Source organism: Paraburkholderia dipogonis, from assembly GCF_042680985.1.
GTDB lineage: Bacteria > Pseudomonadota > Gammaproteobacteria > Burkholderiales > Burkholderiaceae > Paraburkholderia > Paraburkholderia phytofirmans.
In genome coordinates this window covers 205113-229387 of sequence record NZ_JBHUFR010000011.1, presented here as the reverse complement: position 1 = coordinate 229387, position 24275 = coordinate 205113, and the positions used below count along the sequence as shown (strand labels likewise).

Below are 24275 nucleotides of genomic sequence, written 5' to 3'. Positions count from 1 at the left end.
CTTGAAACCCTAAGGCGTAGCTTTAACCGAACCGGCGCGAGAGTCAAATCATTCTTTACCGGAATGTGGCATGCGCCGCAGGAAGTCTCCTCGGGAGACGACATGCGAAGCGTATCCAGACTCAGCAGCATGTTGCGCGCCCACCGCCAGCGCAAGCGGCCGGACGCGGTACGCGCCACGCAGGATCACGGCGCTTCGTAGCTGCCGGTGCCGTCCGGCCACGGTGTCAGGAGTTCATAGCCGTCGTCGGTCACGGCGATCATGTGTTCCCATTGCGCCGACAGCGAACGGTCTTTGGTGACCACCGTCCAGCCGTCGCGCTGCACCGCCGTGCCGGCGCGGCCCGCGTTGATCATCGGCTCGATCGTGAAGACCATGCCCGGCTTCAGACGCACGCCCTGCCCCGGCTGGCCGTAGTGCAGCACTTGCGGATCTTCGTGATAGACCTTGCCGATGCCGTGCCCGCAATAGTCGCGCACGATCGAGAAGCCGTCGCGCTGCGCGACCTTTTGAATCGCATGGCCCACGTCGCCGAGCGTCGCGCCCGGCTTCACTTCGCGGATGCCGGCAAGCATCGCTTCATAGGTCGTGTCGATCAGCTGGCGCGCCACCGTGCTCGGCTGGCCGACGCAATACATGCGGCTCGTATCGCCGAAGTAGCCATCCTTGATAATCGCGACGTCGATATTGACGATGTCGCCATCTTTCAGGACCTCCGCGCGATTCGGGATGCCGTGGCACACCACCGAGTTGACCGAGGTGCAAACCGTCTTCGGAAAACCCAGATAGCCGACATTTGCCGGAATCGACTTTTGCGTATTGACAATGTAGTCGTTGCACAGTGCGTCCAGCTCGTCGGTGGAGACGCCGGCCTTGACGTGCTCGCCGATCATTGCCAGCACATCGGCCGCGAGGCGGCCGGAAATGCGCAGCTTGGCGATGTCGTCGGGAGTCTTGTAGGTAATAGCCATGAATTCGGTCGATATGGGTCGAATGGGAGGTCGATGTTCAATCGATCGGCCAATTGTACAGAGGATCGCAGCCGAGCCTGTGCGAGCCGCGCCAAACTTGCCGGACTGAACGGTCTGCGGCAGCCTCGGTCGGCATGCTCGACCGACTCCTCGCATGCAGCGCAATCGATGCTGCGCACGCCGACGGAAATCTTTTGCGAGGGCTGCATCTAGCAGAGTTCTCGCCCCGTAAAGGCGAATGAGGACTCGCTCTTCTCCCTTGATCATCTGGTTCTTTTCAGAAGAACGGAGGCCTCTTTGCGTCCGCGATTTTGCGTTTTTACAGCGCGAGAGAAACAGATGTACGCGCGAATACGCCGCGAATCCGCGGCATCGGCAGCGAACCATTTGAGGAGCATCGCCATGTCGGAGTCCAGCACTAAATCAGCATCCCTTATTGATGCATTCGATCGGCGCGCCACGCGCCGCCTGCAACGCAGACAGTTTTTTCGCAACGCCGGCGGCCTGGGTCTGGGACTCGTCGGCGGCACGCTGATCAGCGCGTGCGGCGGCGGTTCGGTTTCGAACGTATCGGCCCAGAGCGCGCCGACCGACGCGGAGATTTTGAATTTCGCGCTGAATCTGGAGTACCTCGAATCGCAGTTCTATACGTACGCGACGACCGGCGCCGGGCTCGCAGCGAGCATGACCGCCGGCGCCGGCACGATGGGCGCGGTGATTCCCGGGCAGCAGGTGCCCTTCCAGGATCCGGTGGTGAAGGCCTATGCCAACGAGATCGCCAATGACGAGCGCGAGCACGTCACCTTCCTGCGCAGCGCGCTGGGTTCGGCCGCGGTGGCCATGCCCGCGATCGATATCGGCGGCACGGATCCGAACGGCGCGTTTTCGAACGCGGCGCGCGCCGCGGGTCTCGTGCCTGCCGGCACCGCGTTCAATCCGTATGCGAACGACAACAACTTCCTGCTCGGCGCATACATCTTCGAAGACGTCGGCGTGACGGCTTATAAAGGCGCCTCGCCGCTCATCACCAACAAGACGTTCCTCGAAGCGGCGGCCGGCATTCTTGCGGCCGAGGCGTATCACGCCGGTCTGGTGCGCACGGTGCTGTACTCGAAAGGCATCGACATGACGAGTCTCGTCGCCGCAGCCAACGCGATTTCGGCTGCACGCAACAGCCTCGATCACAACGGCCACGACGATCAGGGCATCACCGGCGCGGCCGCCGGCACGTCCAACATCGTGCCGCTCGACAACAATGGGCTCGCATTCAGCCGCAACTACAGCAACGTCCTCAACATCGTCTATCTGACGAGTTCAGCGGCGGTCAAAGGCGGCTTCTTCCCGAACGGTGTGAACGGTTCGCTGAACATGAGTGCGTGAGCTGAGTTATCGGTGGCGTCAGTTGCACCGGCAACGGGACGCCGCGATGACGCTCGCGCTGAACCCGTTGACCGGCCGTCATGCGCATATTGCGTTGAGCGCTTGACGACGTACAGGAGCCGCCATGAGCGAAGCGATAAGCCAGAGCGCCGTGCGAGCAGACTCTATCCGAGGAGACCTGTTTCGTTCACCTCGCGCGGCGATTCTCGGCACGGTCGCAGTGCTGGCGCTCAATCTCATTCTGCTGCAGACGGTGGCGCGCAAGGCAACGTCTATCAGATGCGCAGGCAGCGGGCGAAAGCAGCGGTTGTGTCGTGCGATGGCTCGGTATCCGCATCAGCGCCCATTGCTGATACCGATTGCCAGAAGCAACAAGGCAATCTGGGCCACAGCGAATAAGCGTCGCAAAGCGCGTCGCGGGTCAGCGGCGACGCTGCCAGCGCTTTGTACGCACCTGATTCACGTGCTCGACTCGGTGCCCAACGGCAGACCTTCGCAACGCGTCGCGAACGAACTACCGCACCATGCCAAGCAATTGCTTGCGCAAAGTAGGCGCGCGTGTCGAGGGATCGAGCCAGATGCCGAAGAATGCGCGCGCGAAGGCAGGATCGTCGAACTCGCCAGTCATATGCTCGCCGGCGTAAAAACGCACGCCCTTGTCCGGCAGATACACCGCGCTCAACTGGTCGCCAGGGCTGACATCCACGAAGGCCTGCAGCATATCCGCGCGCCAGCGCGCCAGCGTGTCGTCCGGAATCGGCGCGCCCGCCAGACGCTTGATCTCGCTGATACCCGTGTCCGCAAGGCGCTCGCGTTTGATGCCGCGCGCGTACACGATGTGCAGCGCGAAGCGGGCGTCGTAATCGACCGGCACGCGTTCGCTCCACATCTGCGCGCGATAGAGCCGGAAGCCGAGCACGCTGAAATCACCTTCGCCGACGAGTTGCGCGGACTGGACGTCGTCGCGCCAGTCCGCGCAAGCGGTGCTCACCCACAACACCAGGACGAGAGCGACGAACGCCCGCACGTCAGTCCGCCTGCGAAAGCACGAACTGCATGACGTCCGTGCGCCCTTCGTCGAAGCCGGCTTCGCAATACGCCAGATACAGCCGCCACGTGCGCACGAAAATCTCGTCGAAACCCTGCGCGCAGATCGTATCCAGTTGCGCTTCGAATGCGCCGCGCCAGCGACGCAAGGTCTCCGCGTAATCGCGGCCGAACGCCAGCGACCTGCGCGCCGTGAGCTTGCCGCGCCGCGCGGCCTCCGCAAAACGCTGCGGGCTCGGCAACATGCCGCCCGGAAAAATGAACTCGCGAATGAAGTCGCTCGTCGCTCGATAAGCGGCAAAGTGCGAGTCGTCGATCGTGATGGTTTGCACTAGCGCGCGAGCGCCCGGTCGCAGACGTTCGCGCAGAATCCGAAAGTACGTCGGCCAGAATTTTTCGCCGACGGCCTCGAACATTTCAATCGATACGACGGCGTCGTACTGGCCGGTCAGGCTGCGATAGTCGCGCAGTTCGAGTTGCACGCGCTCGCTCAGGCCCGCTTCGTTCACACGCTGCCGGGCGAATTCGAGTTGTGCCGGCGAGATCGTCACGCCATGCACGTGAATGCCCAGACGCGCCGCATGCAGCGCAAACGCGCCCCACCCGCAGCCAATTTCCAGAATGTGCATGCCTCCGCGCAAACCGAGCGTATCGATGATGCGCTGATACTTCGCGTGCTGCGCGTCTTCGAGCGATCGATGGAAATTGCCGTCGAACACCGCGCTCGAATAGGTGAACGTCGCGTCGAGCCACTGCGCGTAAAACAGGTTGCCGATGTCGTAGTGCGCATGAATGTTGCGCCGGCTGCCCGAGCGCGTGTTCGGCCTCAGCTTGTGACGCAGTCCGTACCAGAGTTGCGCGAGCCAGCCGCCATACACCGTGCGTTGCAGAGCGCGCTCGTTGCGGATCGCGACGCGCAGCAGCGCGGCCAGATCCGGTGTATCGACCCAGAAAGAGCGCCATGCGTCAGCGAAACCAATATCGCCTTTGCGCAGAATCGCGCCGCACGCGCGCCAGTCACGCATTTCCAGACGCGCGCCGGGCGCCGCGTGCGGATCGCCGAACACGCGCTGCTGGCCGTCGGGCGTGATGAGGACCAGATGCCCTACCTGGATCCGCTCGAGCAAGGACAGAAACAGACGGCCTGACGCGGGGGCGGTTTGGTGCCCGCTCAGGGTTCTTGAAAGCGCCATGGCTGGATCTCCTCAATCGGACGAAATGGGGCGCGCGGCGGCGGATGGTTTGGCGGCTGCGGCGTGGTGGGTGGACGCGTCGCCGGTGCGGGCCGGCGCGGGGTTTTTGCCGTGGAACGGCGCTTTCTTGAGGGCGAGGCGCAAGGCCTGCCAGTGAATTCTCGCGACGACGCCCACGGTCAGGAGCGGCTGACGCAGCAGCGCGGCGAACGCGGCCGCACGCGTGAGCGGCGTGAGGCGGCCACCGAGCGCGGTGCGAATCAGCAGACCGTCGGCGTCGTGATAGTCGATGGAGACCGACGCGCTACCGGGCGCTTCAGTGACGCGAAAGGTGTAGCCGCCTTCCACACGGCAAAACGGCGACACGTGCAGCACTTTGCGGCACATGAGCCGCGTACTTGCCGTGATCGGCGCGTTGCCGTTTGCGCTGAGCAGATAGCTGTGGCGCTCGCCGAACGTGTTGCGCACTTCGGCCAGCAGCGCGCGCAATTGGCCATCGCGGTCGTGACAGAACCAGAAACTAATCGGATTGAACGCGTAGCCGAACACGCGCGGGAAAGCTTGCAGCCAGATCCGGCCGTTCGCTTCTTCAATGCCCGCGGCATGTAGTTGCTCGCGCATCCATGTGGCGAGGTCGCTGCCGTCGCGCGGGCCGTGGTCGCGTCGATACAGACAGAGCGGTCGCCAGCGGTCGATGCCGAACCAGCCGTTATCGAGCAAGGCCAGCCGATCAAGGTCGCATCGCACGTAAAACACGGGGTACGTGAAGCGATGATGCTTCGGCCGCAGACGTTCGTGCATCACCTTGCCGGTCAGAAGCCAGGCGGCTGGCTCTGCGCCGGCTTTGTCGCTCGACAGATTCATAGCCTGGCCCATGCCGGCGATGCGTCGAAATCGGCGGCGACGCGCAGCGCCGATTTCAGACCATCCTCGTGAAAACCGTAGCCTGTCCATGCGCCCGCGAACCACGTGCGGCGCTTGCCTTGCAGCGATGGCAGACGATGCTGCGCGTCGATGGCGGCCAGATCGAACAGCGGATGATCGTAGACGAAGCGGCGCAGTTCGGTGCCCGGCGCCGGCTGGGTCACCGGGTTGAGCGTGACGACGAGCGGCGTCCTGAACGGCAGCGGCTGCAACTGATTGACCAGATAACTGACGCACACCGGATGCGTGCCGTCGACACTGCGGCTGCCCAGATAATTCCACGCCGACCACACGCGCTGACGGCGCGGCAGCAGATTCGTATCCGTATGCAGCACCGCGACGTTCGGTTGATAGCGCACGGCGGCGAGCACGCCGCGCTCGTCCTGATCGGCGTCTTGCAGCAGCCGCAGCGTGGTCGGTGCGTGAGTGGCGAGCACCAGCGCGTCGAAGCGCTCGGTGCCGTGGTCAGTGAACACGTCGACGCCATCGGCGTCACGCCGCACGCCGCGCACTGCCGTGCCGATGCGAACGTCGTCGAGCGTGCTGGTTAGACGCTTCACATACTCGCGGCCGCCGCCGACCACGGTCCGCCACTGCGGCCGGCGATTCACTTGCAGCAGTGCGTGGTTCAGGCAGAAGCGCAGGAAAGTCGTGGCCGGGAACGCGAGGATATCGGCGGTAGCGCTCGACCAGATCGCGGCGGCCATCGGCAGCAGATATTGACGCTGGAACGCGCCGCCGTAGCCGCCTTCCGTCAGCAGTTCGCCCATCGACGCGCGCGTTTCAATTGCCAGTTCGAGGTTGCGTTGCGCGCTGCCGTTAAACCGCACGATGTCGCGCAGCATGCCGATGAAAGTCGGCGAAAACAGGTTGCGGCGCTGCGCAAACACGGTGTTCAGACTGGTGCCGGCCCATTCGAGACGGCCTTCGTCGAGCGAGACGGAGAAGGTCATGTCGCTCGGATGCGATTGCACGCCCAGTTCGGCGAATAGCGCAACCAGGTTTGGATACGTGCGTTCGTTGAACACCAGAAAACCGGTGTCGACGGGATGCGTGTGGCCGTCGAGCGTGACGTCCACGGTATTGGTGTGGCCGCCCAGGTACGCAGCCGATTCGAACAGTGTGACCCGATGGTGGCGCGCCAGCAGATACGCGCTGGCCAAACCCGAGATGCCGGCGCCGATGACCGCGACCCGCGAGCCGCGCGGTAGTGGTGAGGTCGGTGCGGAATGGGGCATGGGCGCGTCTCCTTGAGCTGGGGACACGCGTTGAATTCAAGAGGTGTGACGAGGGTTGCGGTCCTTGAGGGGATTTACGCAGCGCGGATCTGTTTGGATGCAGCAAGCCGGCATTGTGCTGACTCTGACGCTGACAGGTGACTGCACTGTTCGACGAACAGTCCGAAGTCGCATCGCGTCAGATAAGGGTTTGCGGGCTTCGAATCCCTCCGCTCCGCCCATTTCTCCGCCATACGCCATTACGTACCAAGGCTTTCCGGTCGGCTCGGGCAGCAAAAAGTACCCGACTTTTTGCCGCCCTGCAGCGCCTCTGAATCCATCGCCCGGTACCCATTCAGCCGGCTATCGGGAAGCCGCCGAAGACAAAAATGCCTGGAGACATGGAGAAAGATGGAACTATCAGGCTGAAAGCCTTGCTGCATAAGGGTTTTGCTATCCCCACGAGCGTCTCCAAAACACATATTTTCCTGGAGTCAGTTTGGAGACACTTGGGCCGGTTGTCAGCATGCATCGTTGGCGCCGTGTTCGCCCGGCATCGGGTCGCCGATGTTGCCGATCGTTCATGTACGCCGCACTGGGACATTACGGCGCACGAGAATCGCCGCGCTGCCGCAGATTGATAGCTTTCTCTATCAGCGGACTCACACTCTCGACCCATTGCGCTCGTTTAGAAACTCTGGACGACAGCGGTCGCTCTCCAACCAAAGCAGCCGTACAGCCGGTTTCTTCGGCGGCAGCCTCAACATACGAGTCAGACAGGCAATTACCTGGGGCAATGCTTGTTCGTCGATGGTGAATTGTTTGCCGATAGTCGCGCGCACCGCGTCGATCACGGCATCCAGGATGAACCAGACGCCGTCGTGTTCGCCGAGACATACCTCGATGAAGTGATTGCCGCTGCCGAGCGTTCCCACATGCACACGGTTGCTCGGGCGCACGTGGGAAGGATACTTGTCGATGAGGCGCTGAAAACTGGGCGTCAGCAGCTTCCAGGCATCTTCGACGAGCGGCCCCCACCGGGCGGGCAGTCGGCAGCCAGAGCAACCGCGGGGTGCAGTTCATGCTGCTGACACTGCCGCCGTGCGGGCATTGAGAGGCTATGTGCGATAGCGCACCAAAGCGCGCCGACGTTAGAGGAGAGCACGGCCCGGTATCCATCTTGATCCCGATGGCCGATCGGCGCTGCACGTTCTGCTCAGATTTATTTCGGTTCCCGCACTTCTTCACCTAACCTTATGAAGGTCGTTAGGGAATCGAACCATGTTAAGCGTCACTCTCAGATCACAGCTGCAGACATATCTGCGAAATATCCGCAGACCTGTCGAATTGATCGTTTCGCAGGGCGGTAGTCAAGAATCGTCCGAGATGCTGACGATGTTGAACGAAATCGCGTCCTTGACAGATCTGGTGACGGTAATCGAGGAGCAGCAAGGCGACGAACGCAAGCCATCATTTTCAATCAGGCAGACGGGAGCAAAACCCGGGATTCAGTTTGCTGCCACTCCGACAGGGCCTGAATTTTCGTCCCTTGTCCTTGCAATACTGCAGGTTGGAGGGCATCCCGTGATAGCGGACCGTAAGACTATGGAACAGATTCGAACGCTAGAAAGTAACTACTATTTCGAAACCTATATTTCGCTGTCTTGCGCAAGCTGTGTTGACGTTGTGCAAGCGCTTAACATGATGACGGTGACCAATCCGAAGATTCACAACATTACGATCGACGGGAGGCTTTTTCAGAATGAGGTGTCAGCGCGCGATATTAGCGTTGTGCCGACGATCTACCTGAATGGCGAGTTATTTGGCGAGGGGCGCAGCAACTTTGAGGAGCTCGGCGCGCGACTTTACGACATCGAAATGAGCATGAGAGCGGCACTTCACGCGGCGGGCAAGCCGTAGCACTGCCCTGCAGGATATCTCGGTGGCGAGCAGCCGCGGCAAATCCGCCAGCGGGGGTGCCGTTCTCCGAAACGCTGACAGTCCGCAACGCGTCGACGTCAGTCGACCGCGTTGCGCTGTTGTCGGTCAACAGGCGCTCGTCACATCAATCTCATTCCAAATAGCGACTACTTGATCATCGACGAAACATTGCCCCTTAAACCTTGGGGTGCTGCCGCCAGTCGCCGGGCGTCACGCCCATCCGCTGAGTAAATACGCGCCGAAATGCAGACACCGATTGATATCCGACCAGTTCGGCCACTGCCTCGGTTGACGAAGTGGATTTTCGCAGAGCATTTGCCGCTGCGCTCATTCGAATATCGGTCAGCAGATCCATCGCGGAGCGGCCAAGAGTGGCCTGGAAATGACGCCTGAAGGTGGCGCGCGACATGCTGCAAAGGCTGGCCAGTTCAGGAAGGGTCCATGCTCGTGCTGGATCGCTGAACATGGCAGCGGCCGCAGGCGCGAGCCGTGGGTGGGCGGCCAGAGCGAGTACCCCCGTGCGTGCCTGACCGGCCTCACCGGCCGCTCGCAGCGTCAACGCAAACAGCGCGGACGACAGCGCGTTCAGCACGGCGCCGCTGCCTACCTCGTTGTCCATCGCTTCAGCCCGCATGAGCGCGACCAGCCGGCTCAACCGTTCAGCTTGCGGCAAGGCTTGTGTGGCCGTGTCGATAGCTTCGGTGCGAACCACGAGTTCCAGCGGGAGGTAGCTTCGAATCAACCGGTCATGAGGCGGCGCGACGATAAATCGTCCGCACAACATATCGAATGCCTCGCCATCTCCGCTACTTTCGTTGACAAGGAGACTGCCTGAGGTGCGAACCCTGGTCGGCGCTGCTGTGACGCCACTGCCGTCGCGCAGCGCGTGCGCCGACCCTTGGGGCAGTAAAGCGATGTCGCCTGGCCGCACCAGGTAGGTTGCGCCGTTATCCGAGTTCTCGAATACGGCCCTGCCGGCCAGTACGACGTGGTACGGCATTTCCTGCGCCCCGGCCTGGGCATATTCGAGCGCCCACGGCACTCGCATTGCACAGCGAACGTCCACTGTCCCTGCGATGGTCACGAGTTCCATGAAACGGGTTAGCCAGTCGGTCTGATCTTGCATATCGGACCTCCTTTCTGATGCTACACCAGCCATCTCGGAGAGCTTCGTCTTCAGGGCTTTTCGCACAAGTATTCGCCGCCTTTTTGTCGGGAGGATTTTCATCCTGACGCTCGTCTTTGGCATCGATCTGCCTTTCCACATACCCCCTCACGTCGAGCTTCTTTGGCATCGGCGTGAGCGTATTCGATTCGAGAAAAAAGCTTTTCGCCCAGTCCGCCGATACTCTGATTGTCTGCCTCTCACAGCGCAACGATCGTGATGTACTGCGTGTAAGTTATTCCAAGTGCGTCCGGTATCGGCTTGTATGCCTGACCGAACGCAAGATTCGCCGAGTAGATCACAAGGCACGGGTATTCGGAGAGCTTGAGATTTGCGCGTGCCCGTGGATCGAGGACTTCATTTCAGTCAGGCGTGCGATACAGAGCGCCAAGCTTGTTGCCGTCCGGATCGCGCAGATAGGCGAGATAGAGCGTGCCATACGCCGTCTCACGAACCCCGGGCGGCGCTTCAGCCGAAGCTCCGCCATTGGCGACCCCGGCGGCATGCCACCGGTCGACCTGTTCGGTTGACCGGCAGGTAAAGCCGATTGTTCCACCGTTGGCGGAAGTAGCCGGCTGACCATTGAGCGGTTGGGTGATGATGAAAAGCACCGTGTCGGCGCGATAGACGTAGCGCCGGCGCTGATCGTTGTCATCGGCGAGGCCTTCGCCATAACCGAGCGGGCCTAGCACCGCATCGTAAAAGCGTTTCGCTGTCTTCAGGTCGTTGGTGCCGACCACTACATGGCTAAACATTGTGCCCATCCTGCTGATTAAATAAACGACGACCCGTCCGATCGTGCGCCCGCCGCGCACCAGGAGCGACAATGCGCGGCGGCTCCGCTGGAGGAAGTCACGGTCAAGCGGTGTATGAAGAGGGTATAGCGCGCCTCAACCAATCACGCGGTAACGATATTCGTGACGACGCCAATATTGCCGCGCACCGACTTTGAGTACGGGCAAATCTGGTGAGCCAGGTGAGCGATCGACTCGACAACTTCCGGTTCGACGCCTGGCACACGTACAGTGAACTCGGCACCGAGGATCCAGGCGGCACCGGTCTGCCCGATGTTAACCTTCAGGTCGATGGAATAATCGGACGGCAGCGTTACCTTTTTTAGTTGGGCCGCCATTCCGAATACGGTGGTGTAACAGGCCGACCAGGCGCCGGCAAACAATTGCTCCGCTCGCGGGTGCGGCTCGGTGGCGACGAATTCGAGGCTTTCAACACCGGGCGCCGTAAGTTTGAGGTCATAGACACCAAAGTCTCCGCGCTTCGCATCTGGATTGCGATTGACCGTGGCGCGTGTGTTGCCTGAGGCGAGGACTTTTTCGATCTTTTCCATGATGAATTCCTTTATAACGATGAATAGCAATTTTTTTAATCGTATACGATTACATCGTACGCGACTAATATGAGGGCAAAGAGGCCTCTCGTTGAACCAATGCTTCACAAGGCAGTGATTGGGGTCCGCACGTGTCGTCCGATCAGACCGTAACCACGTTCAGACCGACATCGATGTTGCCATTTACAGCCTTCGAATAAGGGCAGATCTGATGAGCGAGATGTGCGATCGCCCCGACGGTTTCCAATGCCAGGCCCGGTGCGCGGACGGTGAATTGCGCGCCGAGGCAAAAGCCTTTACCCACTGAACCAATGCTGACCTGGATGTCGATGGAATAGTCCGACGGAAGCGTGACCTTCTTCATTGAGGCGGCAATCTCGAACGCGCTGATGTAACAGGCCGACCAGGCGCCCGAAAACAGCTGTTCAGCCCTCGGGTGCAACTCCGTGCCGATGAACTCGTGGCTTTCACCGCCGAAAGCGGACAGTTCGAGGTTGAGGACGCCGTGCTCACCGCGTTGGATATCGGGGTCGTGATTGAACGTAGCATGGCTATTGCCTGAAAAAAGCACTTTTTCGATCGTGGTCATGTGGAACTCCTTCGATGCGTGGATAGGAGTCGCCACTTTAATTTCAGGCGCGACGCTCGCCGAGTCGCGAACGGTTCAAAGGCGTGCTCGAAAGGATCAATCCGTGAGCGGTCGTGCCTGTTCCACGCTTTGCCGACGACACCTCGGCCCTCGTCGACGGCGAAGACATATTGGGACTACCTCGAAATACAGTTCTTGTGGGTGCACGAAGACCACCGTGAAGCAGGTCTAGGATCAGGTTTGATGTCAGAGGCATTGGCGCGGCCGTCTTGCGAGACGTCTTTAAGAGCGCAGACACGCAGCGTATGCCAATTCGCCCAAGTGCCTTGCGCGGCAGTGATTTGAACCGCTGCTGCCAGCGGCATGGCTTCATACAGACTGACGAAGCGAGATGGAACATCTACTACGTGCGCCATCCGAACCGGAGCGATGCACGAAACGGCTAACGCGCAGTAGACGACCCAAAATGCGCGAAACTGTTTTGATAGTCGATTCATGAACCGAAAAACAAAAAACCCCGCAAGCCATTAACTTTACGGGGTTCTTTGAACAAATTTGGCGGAAAGGGTGGGATTCGAACCCACGGTACGGGAAAACCGTACGCCTGATTTCGAGTCAGGTACATTCGACCACTCTGCCACCTTTCCGGGTCTACTGAATCGCCGTGACTGCCGCCTCATCAGTACCAAGCGGGTCGATTGCTTGGGAGAAAAAGATTATAAAACAGCCTATTTCGGTTTGCCAAGCCCCTCGACCCAAAAAACTTCGGAAACGCCTGGCGCGCCGCACGTGTCTTGACGCGACATCAGCAGAGGATCGACGCAATTACGATCCCGTCGCTCATGGAGCCGCTCATCCAGCCGCCACTGCCAGCCGTTCAATGCCGCCCAGATACGGACGCAACGCCGCCGGCACGGTGACCGAACCATCGGCGTTCTGGAAGTTCTCGAGCACCGCCACGAGCGTACGCCCCACGGCCAGACCCGAGCCGTTCAGCGTGTGCACCAGTTCCGGCTTGCCCTGCGCATTGCGATAACGTGCCTGCATGCGGCGAGCCTGGAACGACTCCGTGTTCGAGCAGCTCGAGATTTCGCGATACGTATTCTGCGCCGGCACCCACACTTCCAGGTCGTACGTCTTGGCCGCGGAGAAGCCCATGTCGCCCGTGCACAGCGTGATCACGCGGTACGGCAACTCCAGCTTCTGCAGGATCGTCTCCGCGTGGCCGACCATCTCTTCCAGCGCGGCGTACGACGTTTCCGGCGCGACAATCTGCACCATCTCGACCTTGTCGAATTGATGCTGGCGGATCAGGCCGCGCGTGTCGCGGCCATACGAGCCCGCTTCCGAGCGGAAGCACGGCGAATGCGCGGTCAGCTTGATCGGCAACGCGTCCGCTTCGAGGATGCTGTCGCGCACCGTGTTCGTCAGCGAAATCTCCGATGTGGAGATCAGATACTGCGTGACCGTGTTCTCATCGCCGCCCTTCTCGACGCGGAACATGTCGTCGGCGAACTTGGGCAGCTGGCCGGTACCGTACAGAATTTCCGGATTGACGATGTACGGCGTGTAGACCTCCGTATAGCCGTGCTGCTGCGTGTGCGTGTCGATCATGAACTGCGCGAGGGCGCGATGCAGCCGCGCAATCTGGCCGCGCAACATGGTGAAACGCGCGCCCGAGAGCTTCGCGCCGGTCTCGAAGTCGAGGCCGAGCGGCGTGCCGACATCGACGTGATCCTTCACCTCGAAATCGAACTGGCGCGGCGTGCCCCAGCGCCGCACTTCGACGTTGCCGGTTTCATCCTCGCCCATCGGCACGCTGTCATGCGGCAGATTCGGCACGCCTTGCAGCAGTTCCGACAAACGCTTCTGGATGTCGTCAAGCCTGGCCGCCGACGCCTTCATCTCGTCGCCGATACCGCCCACTTCGGCCATCACCGCCGAGGTGTCCTCGCCCTTGCCCTTCATCGCGCCGATCTGCTTGGACAGGCTGTTGCGGCGCGCCTGCATTTCTTCGGTACGGGTCTGGGTCTCGCGGCGTTCCGCTTCGAGCGCGGCGAAGGCCGCCACGTCGAGGGTATAGCCGCGGTCGGCGAGGCGTTTGGCGACGCCGTCGAGGTCTTTGCGCAGCAGCTGAATGTCGAGCATGGGATGGGGCGGGTGTTCGTTGTATGAAGGTGGGATTTTAGCGCACCGGCGTAGGCGGCCGGTGCGTTAGATAGCCGGCGTGTGCGGAATGCCGACATGGCGCGCGCTAAGGCTCGCAGCGAGGCGCACGGCGACACGTGAAACAAGGCGTGCATCGAAGCACAAAGCGAAGCGCAAAACGAGGCGTACAGCCGGGCGCAAAACAAGGCCCGCAACGAGGCGCGAAACCAAGCGCGAAGCAAGCCGCAGCCCAAGAACCACCGCCAAACCTAACCCTTCTTCGCCTTGTTCTCGCTGCGCCACTGCGCATCGAGCTCCGCCAGACGCGCCATCTTGTCGCCGATCTTGCCTTCGAGACCACGCGGCGTCGGCTCGTACCAGCGCGGATCGCGCATGTTGTCCGGCAGATACGTTTCGCCGGCCGCGTAGGCATCTGGCTCGTCATGTGCGTAGCGATACTCGTGACCGTAGCCGAGTTCCTTCATCAGCTTGGTCGGCGCGTTGCGCAGATGCACCGGCACGCCGCGCGACTGGTCCTTGCTCACGAAGCGCCGCGCCTCGTTATACGCGTTGTACCCCGCGTTCGACTTCGGCGCGACCGCCAGATAGATGGTCGCCTGCGCCAGCGCCAGTTCGCCCTCGGGCGTGCCCAGGCGCTCATAAGTTTCGGCGGCATCGAGCGCGATGCGCGCGGCGCGCGGATCGGCGAGACCGATGTCTTCCCACGCCATGCGCACGATCCGGCGCGCCAGATAACGCGGGTCCGCGCCGCCGTCGAGCATGCGGCAAAACCAGTACAGCGCCCCGTCCGGGCTGCTGCCGCGCACGGATTTATGCAGCGCGCTGATCTGGTCGTAAAATGCGTCGCCGCCTTTGTCGAAGCGGCGCAGATTTTCGGCCAGCGCGCTGCCGAGCAAGGCGCCGTCGATCTCGGTGGTCTTTTGCTGCGAAGCCGCCCGTGCGACGATTTCGAGATTGTTCAACAGCTTGCGGCCGTCGCCGTCGGCGGAACCGATTAGCGCGTCGCGGGCTTCGTCGGTGAACGTGAGGCCGCCGAGTTCCTGCTGCGCGCGCTCGAGCAACTCGCGCTGCTCTTCGTCGGTGAGGCTTTTCAGCACGTAGACGGCGGCACGCGAGAGCAATGCGCTGTTCACCTCGAACGACGGATTCTCGGTCGTCGCGCCGACGAACACGAACAGCCCTGATTCGACATGCGGCAAGAACGCGTCTTGCTGGCTCTTGTTGAAGCGATGCACTTCGTCGACGAACACGAGCGTCTGATGCCCGTTCGCGCGATGAATCTGCGCGGTCTCGACCGCCTCGCGGATATCCTTCACGCCCGAGAGCACCGCGGAGAGCGCGATAAACTCCGCGTGAAACGCGTCGGCCATAAGCCGGGCGAGCGTGGTTTTACCGACGCCGGGCGGGCCCCAGAGGATCATCGAGTGGGCTTCGCCGGATTCGAACGCGACCCGCAACGGCTTGTTCGGGCCAAGCAGGTGCTTCTGGCCGATCACTTCGTCGATATTGCGGGGCCGCAGGCGTTCGGCGAGCGGAACATTGGCACGGGTTTCTTCAAACATGACGTTTTGGGGATAATCTCGGCTTTTCCGGACGCGGTCCGTGTGAAAGCGGCGTACTGCCGGTGAGCCACGCCAGCACGTGAAGGTGCGGGCAACGTCCTGCATTATGACAGTGACGGCGCCCGGGCAAGAATCGCCCGGCGTCTGGACGAGGGACGCGCGGCGTGCCGGGAACGATACAGGCGGGCCGAATCCGGTAATCGGTGAAGCAATCGGACGAGGCAGGCAACCCATGACCTAACCGCGGACATAACGGCAGACACAATCGTCGGCGCAGCTTCGCAGCCGGATTGGCAACCGCGTCGGCAACTGAGTCGCCAAACGAGTTTGTAAATAAGTCGGCAAGCACTATCAACAGGGACAAGACCAGATGGCACAAGATCCACTCGCCGGCGACGCCGGTTCCACCTACGCACCGCTCACGCCGGTGCCCGACGCGCGTCGCGCGTTCCGCACCGGCGACGCGTTCGCGCTCTGGTTCTCGCTCGGCATCGGCCTGCTGGTCGCGCAAGCGGGCGCCCTGCTGGTGCCGGGATTGTCGCTGCCGCATGCGCTGCTGGCCATCGTGATCGGCAGCGTGATCGGCGTAGTGCTGCTGGCGCTGGCCGGCGTGATCGGCACGGATACGGGGCTCGCGGCCATGTCGTCGCTGCGGCCGACGCTCGGCGTGCGCGGCGCATCGGTGCCCGCCGTGCTGAACGCGGTGCAACTGGTCGGCTGGGGCTCGTTCGAGGTGATCGTGATGCGCGATTCCGCCGACGCCCTCGCCAGGCAGGCCTTCGGCCTCTCCATGCCGCTCATCTGGACGGTGATCTTCGGCTTGCTCGCGACGCTTCTGGCGATCAGCGGCCCGCTCTCGTTCGTGCGGCGCTTTCTGCGTACGTGGGGCATCTGGCTGCTGCTCGCGGGCGCGGCGTGGCTCACGTGGAATCTGCTCGCCAAGCACGATCTGAACGCGTTGATGCAGCGTCCGGGCACGGGCGAGATGTCGTTCGGCGGCGCGATCGATCTGGTGGTGGCCATGCCGCTGTCGTGGCTGCCGCTGATCGCCGACTACACGCGCTTCGGCCGCAAGCCCGGCGAAACCTTCCGCGGCACGCTGCTCGGCTACGGCATCGCGAACATCTGGTTTTACGCGCTCGGCGCGGTCTACGGACTCGCGGCGGGCGGCGGCGACGCGCTGTTGACCGGCGCACTGGCGCAAGCCGGCGGCGGCCTCGCGCTGCTGCTGATCCTGATCGATGAAGTCGACAACGCGTTCGCGGACATCCACTCGGCCGCGGTGTCGACCGGCACGTTCTGGACGCGCGGCAGCGTGCCCATTTTGTCGGCGGCGTTCGGCGCGCTGTGCACGCTGATCGCCCTTGCCGTGCCGATGGCGAAGTATCAGAACTTCCTGCTGCTGATCGGCTCGGTGTTCGCGCCGCTGTTCGGCGTGGTGCTGGTGGATCACTTCATCGTGCGCAAGCGCCGTATCGAAGCCGCCGCGCTCGCCGACGTGCGCGGCCGTTATGGCTTCTCAGGCGGCTGGCATCTGAGCGCGTTCCTTGCGTGGGCGATCGGTATCGTCGCATACCAGGTGATCAATCAATGGCTGCCGAATCTCGGCGCGACCTTGCCCGCGCTGGTGATCGGCGCGGTGTGTTATCTGGTGTTCGTGTCGGCGCGCAAGACGGCGTATGCGTGAGGCTCAATTGAGTTGAGCATCAGCGTCACGTAAACGCAGAAAGGCCTGCAAATGCAGGCCTTTTCTCATCGCTCGAATCGTTTTAGCGCGTGGACGCCCGATACTCGACTCCCGGCAGAACGCACAGCAATTCGAACGCGAGATTCGCGCCGAGCAGCGCGGTCGTGCCGAACGGATCGTAAGGCGGCGCGACCTCGACCAGATCGCAGCCGACGATATTCAGCCCACGCGAGCCGCGAATGATTTCCAACGCCTGCGGCACCGTCAAACCGGCGATCTCCGGCGTGCCTGTACCCGGCGCAAAAGCCGGATCGATCCCGTCGATGTCGAACGTGATGTACACCGGGCCGTCGCCCATGCGCTCGCGGATGCGCGCCATCAACGGCACGAGCGACTGGTTCCAGCACGCTTCGGCCTGCACGACTTCGAAGCCCTGATCGCGGCACCAGTCGAAGTCTTCCGCCGCGTAACCCGTGCCGCGCAAACCGATCTGCACGACCCGATCGCAATCGAGCAAGCCCTCTTCCACCGCGCGGCGGAACGGCGTGCCGTGCGCGATCTTCTCGCCCATCATGGTGTCGTTGACGTCGGCGTGGGCGTCGACGTGAATCAGGCCGACCTTGCCGTGCTTGCGATGAATCGCGCGCAGGATCGGCAGCGCGATGGTGTGATCGCCGCCCAGCGTGATCGGTTTGCAATCGTGCTGAAGAATTTCATCGTACGCGCTTTCGATGCGCTTGATCGAATCGTGCAGGTTATACGGATTGATCGCGACGTCGCCGAGATCGGCCACGCGCAGCGAATCGAACGGCGCGGCGCGCGTCGCCATGTTGTACGGGCGCAGCAGTACCGATTCGCTGCGGATCTGGCGCGGCCCGAAGCGCGCGCCAGTGCGGTTCGAGGTGCCGAGGTCGAACGGTACGCCGACGAAGCAGGCGTCGAAGCCTTCGGCCGAGCCGACGTTCGGCAGCCGCATCATCGTCGCGATGCCGCCGCAGCGGGGCATGGCGTTGCCGGACAGCGGTTGCGGCCGTTCGCCGGCTTCTGGGGAAATGAAGGAGGAGGTATTCATCGTGTCTCGGCAATGAAAAGAGGGGCAGCAAGCAAAAACGTGCACACCGGCCGAGGAGAAGCATCAGAAGCGCACCTTGCCGGGCGAATCTCGATTCTTGAGCAGTTTCCCAGAAGTTAAAATACCGACGGAATAAACTTCACATTGATCTTCAACGATGTATCCTGACGTATGTTCTCCCAACTCACCGATCTCGACCTGCGGCTGATCCGCGTATTTCTCGCCATTGTCGATGCGGGTGGCGTCTCGCCGGCCCAGGCGACGCTCAACGTCGGCCAGTCGACCATCAGCACGCAACTCGCCACGCTGGAAACCCGCCTCGGCTACCGGCTGTGCGAACGCGGCCGCGGCGGCTTCAGCCTGACCGCGCGCGGCGAACAGTTCATCGACGCGGCGCGCGCCCTGCTGTCCGCCGTCGATACCTTCGGCATGCAGGCGCGCAACGTCGGCCGCAAGCTGGTCGGCACGCTCGATATAGGCATGATAGGCCACACGCCGGTGTCGGCGAGCGCGCGCATCAGCGACGCGATCGGCCGGTTCCGGGCGCGCGATCAGTCGGTGCGGTTTTCGATTCTGGTGCGCTCGCCGGGCGAACTGGAGGAGTTGCTGCTGAACGGGCGGATTCAGATCGGTATTGGCTATTTCTGGCATCGCGTGCCGTCGCTCGAATACACCGAGGTGTTCGCGGAAGACCAGTTCGCGTATTGCGCGAAAGGTCATCCGCTGTTCGAACAGGCGGGCGATGTGCCGCCCGTCGAAGCCGCGCAACACGAATGGGCGTGGCGCAGTTATCCGCTACCCGAAGCCGAAAGTTCGACCACGCCGCAGAACGTCACCGCCGTCGCGGACAACATGGAAGCGGTCGCAATGCTGGTGCTTTCCGGGCATCACCTCGGTTATCTGCCGGGGCATTTCGCGGCGCCGTTCGTCAAGCAAGGGCTGCTCGCCGCGCTGAATCCCGCGCAGATGCGTTACCGCGTCGCGTTTCATATGGTCACGCGGGCGCGGCAGCATCGAACGGATATCGTCGAAGCGTTTATCGACGATATGAAGGCCGCGCATCCGGTGCAGGTGCTGGAAGTGGACGAATAGTGGACAACTCACGCGCGCAATGAAAAAGCCGCGCTCACGGCGCGGCTTCTGTGCGAATAGCACACCAACTACGTAACGGCTTATCCGTTGATCACGTCCGCGCCCTTCGGCACCGTGAACTTGAACGCATCGGCCGGCAGCGGCGGATTCTTCTGAATGTTCGAGAAGGTCAGCAGCGTCACGTTGCCGAACACGTCGTGCAATTCCATTGCTTCGAGATTGCCGTCCTTGAAGCCGATTCCCACGCGTTGGAACTGCGTGTCTTTCGCCTTCGGCGTGAGTTCAAGCCAGTCGATGCCGGCCTTCACACCCGCATCGCGCAGCGTGAAGTTCTTGTCGAGATCGTTGCTGCCGAACAGGATCGCGGCCGGGCTCGCACCGAGTGCGCCGCCGAGGCTGCGCACCGTCACCTGATTCAGATCCTTGTCGTAGACGTAGAGCTTGTCGCCGTCTGCTTGCAGCAACTGGGCATACGGTTTCTCGTATTGCCAGATGAATTTGCCGGGACGCGCGAACGTGAAGGTGCCGCTCGACGTGCCGGTTTTGCCCGCCCCCTGGGTCGACAACGTGCCGCTCGCGCCTTGCGCCTTGCTCGGCGCCCGCACTTCCTGCTGGACGAAGGTGCCGCGCGCCGAATGCACTTGCGCGACGAACGCCTTCAGTTGCTCGGTGCCGCTAGCGAACGCCTGCGACGCGAACAGCACCGACGCGCCGATTGCCACGCTGCCTACCCCGCGCACCAAGGTGCGGGCGAACTGGCCGATTCGGCCGGATTGAGCATTCTCTCGAGCGTACTGCTGCGCGAATAGCTGCATGTAGTTTTCTCCCTTGATTGAATTCGTTGAGCGGTCGTGACCGCTTGCTCGTGCATTGGCAGTGTCTGCGTGCCCATATTGGCGGGGGCCTCACGCGATCTCAGCGAGCCCGCTACCCATTGGCGCTGTACTCAGGCCTGCCATGAGCAGCTTAGCCACCCCGCCTTAAACGAGCCTTAGGGTAGCGACCGGCCCTTCGATGCCGCAAAGCATGGCTCGCCAAATGAGACTTTCGACGGCGGTAGCAACGCCTCGACGCCACAAAGCGCTGCGTGGCTTGCCTTCGGTTGCGGTAAAGAAGCGCCAACGTCTCGCAGCCGACGGCGCACTCGCCGCCGCGCTGCGAACTCGCTGCCCTTCGCTCTATTCCGCTTCCCGCGCAGGCGCCAGAATCTCGCGATTGCCGTTCGACGACATCGCCGACACCACGCCCGAGTTTTCCATCTGCTCGAGCAACCGGGCCGCGCGGTTATAGCCGATGCGTAAATGCCGCTGCACCAGCGAGATCGACGCACGGCGATTCTTCAGCACCACATCGACCGCCTGGTCGTATAGCGGGTCCGACTCGCCGTCACCCGATCCGGTTCCTCCGGCGCCCGCGGAGCCTTCGTCGCCCTCGCCCGTCACGCCGCCTTCGAGAATGCCCTCGATATAGTTCGGCTCGCCCTGTTCCTTGAGCTTGTCGACGACGCGATGCACTTCCTCGTCCGACACGAACGCGCCGTGCACGCGCACCGGCAAGCCGCTGCCCGGCGGCAGATACAGCATGTCACCCATGCCAAGCAGCGATTCCGCGCCCTGCTGGTCGAGAATCGTGCGCGAGTCGATCTTGGACGACACCTGGAAAGCCATCCGCGTCGGCACGTTGGCCTTGATGAGGCCGGTGATCACATCCACCGACGGACGCTGCGTCGCGAGAATCAGATGAATGCCGGCCGCACGCGCTTTCTGCGCGATCCGCGCGATCAATTCTTCGACCTTCTTGCCGACCACCATCATCAGGTCGGCCAGTTCGTCGATCACCACGACGATGTTCGGCAGGCGCGTGAGCGGCTCCGGATCGTCTGGCGTGAGGCTGAACGGATTCGGCAGTTTTTCTTCGCGCTTGGCAGCTTCGTCGATCTTGTTGTTATAGCCGGCGAGGTTACGGACGCCGAGCTTGCTCATGAGTTTGTAGCGGCGTTCCATCTCGGCCACCGCCCAGTTGAGCGCGTGACCGGCCTGGCGCATGTCCGTCACCACCGGACACAGCAGATGCGGAATGCCTTCGTAGACGCTCATTTCGAGCATCTTCGGATCGATCAGGATCATGCGGACCTGCTCGGCGCTCGCCTTGTAGAGCAGCGACAGGATCATCGCGTTGATACCGACCGACTTGCCCGAGCCCGTCGTACCGGCCACCAGCAAGTGCGGCATCTTCGCGAGGTCGGCGCACACCGGCTTGCCGCCGATGTCTTTACCAAGACCCATGGTGAGCGGCGACGCCGCATCCGCATAAACCGCCGAGCCGAGAATCTCGGAGAGACTCACCGTCTGACGACGCTGGTTCGGCAACTCCAACGCCATGAAATTCTTGCCCGGAATGGTTTCGACCACGCGAATCGACACAAGCGACAGCGAACGCGCGAGGTCCTTGGCAAGACCCACGATCTGGCTGCCTTTCACGCCGGTGGCCGGCTCGATCTCATAACGCGTGACCACTGGGCCGGGATACGCCGCGACCACGCTCACTTCGACGCCGAAGTCCTTGAGCTTTTTCTCGATCAGCCGCGAGGTGAATTCCAGCGTATCCGCCGAGATGGTTTCCTGCGCGACGGGCGCGGCATCGAGCAGCGAGATGGGCGGCAAGGTGGAATCGCCCGGCAGGTCCGTGAAGAGCGGCACTTGCCGCTCCTTCTCGACGCGCTCCGACTTGGCCGGCGTGACGACCGGCGGCACGATCATGACCGGCTCGTGCTCCTCGATCCGCACGCGGCCCTTCTCGACCTTGCCCTCGCGCTTGACCGCAGCCGCTTCGCCCAGCTTGCGGTCACGGCCGGCCTCACGGCGCAGCTTGGCAAACGTCACCGCGGAAATGATCGATTCGCCGACCTTTTCCGACACCGACAGCCACGAAAAACGGAAATACAGCGACAAGCCGATGCCGAGCACGATCAGGAGCGCCAGTGTGCCGCCCGTGAAACCCAGCGCATGCGACACGCCGCGCGCAACCGCCTCGCCGATCACACCGCCCGGCGCACGCGGCAACTGCACCTTCAGCGACCACATGCGCAGCGCCTCGATGCCGTCGCAGGCCAGCAGGACCAGCATGAACGCGAACGCGTCGGCGAGCCAGCTTTCGCGCGGCACGTCTTCCTGCTCTTCTTCGTGGCGGGTGATGCGTTTGTAGTTCGCGGAAATATGGCGGCCGAGCAGCACGATCCACCAGTAAGCGGACAGGCCGAACAGCAGCAGCAGAATGTCGGACGTCCACGCGCCGACGCGTCCCGCCCAGTTGGCGATATGGTCGACCTGCGCGGCGTGGGTCCAGCTCGGATCGCGGCGGCTGTAGCTGACGAGCGCCATGAGCAGGAAAACGCCAAGCGCCACCTGCAGGATCCAGCGGATTTCGGTGAAAAGGCGCGACATGCGGTGCGGCAATGCCTGCGCGCTCGCGGAATAGGGAGCTTTTGCCATTGATCCTGTTGCGTGTGTGCCCGGTGTGTGCCCGGCTCCCGGCCTGAGTCGTGGTTAAGCCTCGCCCAGCGCGGCTTCGGGCCCGATCCCGGCTTCCGGGAACTTCGATCCGGCCTATTGTAAACGCAGTGTCCCGCGCGAGGCTGTAAATGACGGTAACTTGGCCGTTTGGCCACAGAAAGCCGTTGCGCGGCCCGCCGCCGACGCTATCGGCGTGATCGGAAAGCTTCATGGAGCAGGCCGGCGCCCCGCCCTTTATAATGTCGCGCTGATACCCATCTACAGTTTCAGCTCAAGTCGCGCGGCCTCGCATGGGCGAGCCGGGCGCCGTAAAAGGATTCGATCATGCCTGCAACTTCCACGAAACACGCCAAGGTTCTGATTCTCGGTTCCGGTCCCGCCGGCTACACGGCCGCGGTGTACGCGGCGCGCGCCAACCTCGCGCCGGTGCTCGTCACGGGTCTGGCCCAAGGCGGTCAGCTCATGACCACGACCGACGTCGAAAACTGGCCGGCGGACCCCAACGGCGTGCAAGGCCCGGAACTGATGACGCGCTTCCTGGAGCACGCCGAGCGCTTCAATACCGAAATCATTTTCGACCATATCCATACGGCCAAGCTGGATGAGAAGCCGATTCGCCTGATCGGCGACTCGGGCGAATACACCTGCGATTCGCTGATCATCTCGACCGGCGCATCGGCGCAGTATCTCGGCTTGCCGTCGGAAGAGGCGTTCATGGGCAAGGGCGTGTCGGCTTGCGCCACCTGCGACGGGTTCTTCTACAAGCAACAACATGTGGCCGTGATCGGCGGCGGCAATACTGCGGTCGAGGAAGCGCTTTATCTTTCCGGCATTGCCAAGAAAGTGACCGTGATCCATCGCCGCGACAAGTTCCGCGCCGAGCCGATCCTGATCGACCGTTTGCTGGCGAAGGAAAAAGAAGGCCTGGTCGAAATCAAGTGGGACAGCACGCTCGACGAAGTCACCGGCGACCAGACCGGCGTGACCGGTCTGCGTATCAAGAACACGAAAACGGGTGCCACCGAAGACATCGCGCTGCAAGGCATTTTCGTCGCGATCGGCCATAAGCCGAACACGGACATTTTCGCGGGCCAGCTGGAGATGAAGAACGGCTACATCATCACCAAGGGCGGCCTGAACGGTTTTGCTACCGCGACCAGCGTAGCCGGCGTGTTCGCTGCGGGCGACGTGCAGGACCACGTGTACCGTCAGGCAATCACCAGCGCCGGCACGGGCTGTATGGCCGCGCTCGATGCGCAACGCTATCTGGAAACCATCGACGAGATGGCCGGCGAGCACGCAATGAGCCAGGAAGCCGAGCGCTAATCGCCCGCGCCAGCCTGCGATCCGAAGCGCGACGGTAAAATGGCGGCAGGGCATGGCCCGGCCGTCAGCTTGAAAGAAGGCCG

At 62.3% G+C, this 24275-nt stretch carries 20 protein-coding genes, 1 tRNA gene and 1 pseudogene; 5 read left to right on the top strand and 17 right to left on the bottom strand.

Annotated elements, in window-relative coordinates; all coding sequences use genetic code 11:
* Nucleotides 1–185: 185 nt before the first annotated feature.
* On the bottom strand, nucleotides 186–971 hold the full coding sequence (map, locus tag ACFSNN_RS16475) for a type I methionyl aminopeptidase (protein ID WP_134456827.1): 786 nt from the start codon (nucleotides 969–971) through the stop codon (nucleotides 186–188).
* A 402-nt stretch (nucleotides 972–1373) separates the two neighbouring features.
* Between map and ACFSNN_RS16470 the strand changes: the two genes are divergently transcribed.
* Nucleotides 1374–2351, top strand: coding sequence for a ferritin-like domain-containing protein (locus ACFSNN_RS16470; RefSeq protein WP_134456828.1), 978 nt, complete (start codon nucleotides 1374–1376; stop codon nucleotides 2349–2351).
* 514 nt (nucleotides 2352–2865) lie between these two features.
* Here ACFSNN_RS16470 and ACFSNN_RS16465 read toward each other — a convergent pair.
* From ACFSNN_RS16465 to ACFSNN_RS16445, 5 genes are all read right to left on the bottom strand, one after another.
* On the bottom strand, nucleotides 2866–3378 hold the full coding sequence (locus ACFSNN_RS16465) for a chalcone isomerase family protein (protein WP_134456829.1): 513 nt from the start codon (nucleotides 3376–3378) through the stop codon (nucleotides 2866–2868).
* A 1-nt stretch (nucleotide 3379) separates the two neighbouring features.
* Entirely contained in the window at nucleotides 3380–4591 is a 1212-nt protein-coding gene (locus ACFSNN_RS16460; RefSeq protein ID WP_134456830.1) for an SAM-dependent methyltransferase, read from the bottom strand.
* Between the two features lie 12 nt (nucleotides 4592–4603).
* Nucleotides 4604–5467 (bottom strand): DUF1365 domain-containing protein, encoded by an 864-nt coding sequence (locus tag ACFSNN_RS16455; protein ID WP_377689122.1) that lies wholly within the window; start codon nucleotides 5465–5467, stop codon nucleotides 4604–4606.
* A complete protein-coding gene (locus tag ACFSNN_RS16450) occupies nucleotides 5452–6753 on the bottom strand; it encodes an NAD(P)/FAD-dependent oxidoreductase (protein ID WP_134456831.1) in 1302 nt (433 codons plus the stop codon). Before ACFSNN_RS16450 ends, ACFSNN_RS16455 begins: the two co-directional genes overlap by 16 nt.
* 641 nt (nucleotides 6754–7394) lie before the next feature.
* Nucleotides 7395–7673: an RtcB family protein gene (locus tag ACFSNN_RS16445; protein ID WP_166799245.1), complete on the bottom strand. Its 279-nt coding sequence runs from the start codon at nucleotides 7671–7673 to the stop codon at nucleotides 7395–7397.
* A gap of 340 nt (nucleotides 7674–8013) precedes the next feature.
* Between ACFSNN_RS16445 and ACFSNN_RS16440 the strand changes: the two genes are divergently transcribed.
* Complete coding sequence (locus ACFSNN_RS16440) at nucleotides 8014–8652, top strand: alkyl hydroperoxide reductase subunit F family protein (RefSeq protein ID WP_134456833.1); 639 nt, start codon at nucleotides 8014–8016, stop codon at nucleotides 8650–8652.
* A 196-nt stretch (nucleotides 8653–8848) separates the two neighbouring features.
* On the opposite strand, the gene ACFSNN_RS16435 is transcribed toward ACFSNN_RS16440, so the two are convergent.
* The 8 genes and pseudogenes from ACFSNN_RS16435 to ACFSNN_RS16400 all read right to left on the bottom strand — a co-directional run bounded on the left by ACFSNN_RS16435 (nucleotide 8849) and on the right by ACFSNN_RS16400 (nucleotide 15503).
* Entirely contained in the window at nucleotides 8849–9799 is a 951-nt protein-coding gene (locus ACFSNN_RS16435; protein WP_134456834.1) for an AraC family transcriptional regulator, read from the bottom strand.
* A 99-nt stretch (nucleotides 9800–9898) separates the two neighbouring features.
* Nucleotides 9899–10140, bottom strand: a pseudogene (locus ACFSNN_RS16430) (MarR family winged helix-turn-helix transcriptional regulator); the annotation flags it as partial.
* Between the two features lie 60 nt (nucleotides 10141–10200).
* A complete protein-coding gene (locus tag ACFSNN_RS16425) occupies nucleotides 10201–10593 on the bottom strand; it encodes a VOC family protein (RefSeq protein ID WP_134456835.1) in 393 nt (130 codons plus the stop codon).
* Between the two features lie 143 nt (nucleotides 10594–10736).
* Nucleotides 10737–11183, bottom strand: coding sequence for an OsmC family protein (locus ACFSNN_RS16420; RefSeq protein ID WP_134456836.1), 447 nt, complete (start codon nucleotides 11181–11183; stop codon nucleotides 10737–10739).
* A gap of 142 nt (nucleotides 11184–11325) precedes the next feature.
* Nucleotides 11326–11772, bottom strand: coding sequence for an OsmC family protein (locus ACFSNN_RS16415; protein WP_134456837.1), 447 nt, complete (start codon nucleotides 11770–11772; stop codon nucleotides 11326–11328).
* A gap of 556 nt (nucleotides 11773–12328) precedes the next feature.
* A tRNA-Ser gene (locus ACFSNN_RS16410) sits at nucleotides 12329–12419 on the bottom strand.
* Nucleotides 12420–12624: 205 nt separating this feature from the next.
* Nucleotides 12625–13920: a serine--tRNA ligase gene (gene serS / locus ACFSNN_RS16405; protein WP_134456838.1), complete on the bottom strand. Its 1296-nt coding sequence runs from the start codon at nucleotides 13918–13920 to the stop codon at nucleotides 12625–12627.
* 269 nt (nucleotides 13921–14189) lie between these two features.
* Complete coding sequence (locus tag ACFSNN_RS16400; protein WP_134456839.1) at nucleotides 14190–15503, bottom strand: replication-associated recombination protein A; 1314 nt, start codon at nucleotides 15501–15503, stop codon at nucleotides 14190–14192.
* 370 nt (nucleotides 15504–15873) lie between these two features.
* Between ACFSNN_RS16400 and cytX the strand changes: the two genes are divergently transcribed.
* A complete protein-coding gene (cytX, locus tag ACFSNN_RS16395; RefSeq protein ID WP_134456840.1) occupies nucleotides 15874–17190 on the top strand; it encodes a putative hydroxymethylpyrimidine transporter CytX in 1317 nt (438 codons plus the stop codon).
* An 82-nt stretch (nucleotides 17191–17272) separates the two neighbouring features.
* Here cytX and speB read toward each other — a convergent pair whose 3' ends face one another.
* Nucleotides 17273–18262 carry an agmatinase gene (gene speB, locus ACFSNN_RS16390; RefSeq protein ID WP_134456841.1) on the bottom strand — a complete coding sequence of 330 codons (990 nt, stop codon included), beginning with the start codon at nucleotides 18260–18262 and terminating at the stop codon, nucleotides 17273–17275.
* Nucleotides 18263–18433: 171 nt separating this feature from the next.
* Here speB and ACFSNN_RS16385 point away from each other — a divergent pair, with 171 nt between their 5' ends.
* Nucleotides 18434–19354 (top strand): LysR family transcriptional regulator, encoded by a 921-nt coding sequence (locus ACFSNN_RS16385; protein ID WP_134456842.1) that lies wholly within the window; start codon nucleotides 18434–18436, stop codon nucleotides 19352–19354.
* An 80-nt stretch (nucleotides 19355–19434) separates the two neighbouring features.
* Here the strand turns inward: ACFSNN_RS16385 and lolA are convergent, their stop codons facing one another.
* Nucleotides 19435–20169 (bottom strand): outer membrane lipoprotein chaperone LolA, encoded by a 735-nt coding sequence (gene lolA / locus ACFSNN_RS16380; protein ID WP_134456843.1) that lies wholly within the window; start codon nucleotides 20167–20169, stop codon nucleotides 19435–19437.
* A gap of 363 nt (nucleotides 20170–20532) precedes the next feature.
* Nucleotides 20533–22845, bottom strand: coding sequence for a DNA translocase FtsK (locus ACFSNN_RS16375; RefSeq protein ID WP_132375652.1), 2313 nt, complete (start codon nucleotides 22843–22845; stop codon nucleotides 20533–20535).
* A gap of 345 nt (nucleotides 22846–23190) precedes the next feature.
* Here ACFSNN_RS16375 and trxB point away from each other — a divergent pair, with 345 nt between their 5' ends.
* Nucleotides 23191–24192, top strand: coding sequence for a thioredoxin-disulfide reductase (gene trxB / locus ACFSNN_RS16370; RefSeq protein ID WP_134456844.1), 1002 nt, complete (start codon nucleotides 23191–23193; stop codon nucleotides 24190–24192).
* Nucleotides 24193–24275 lie beyond the last annotated feature (83 nt).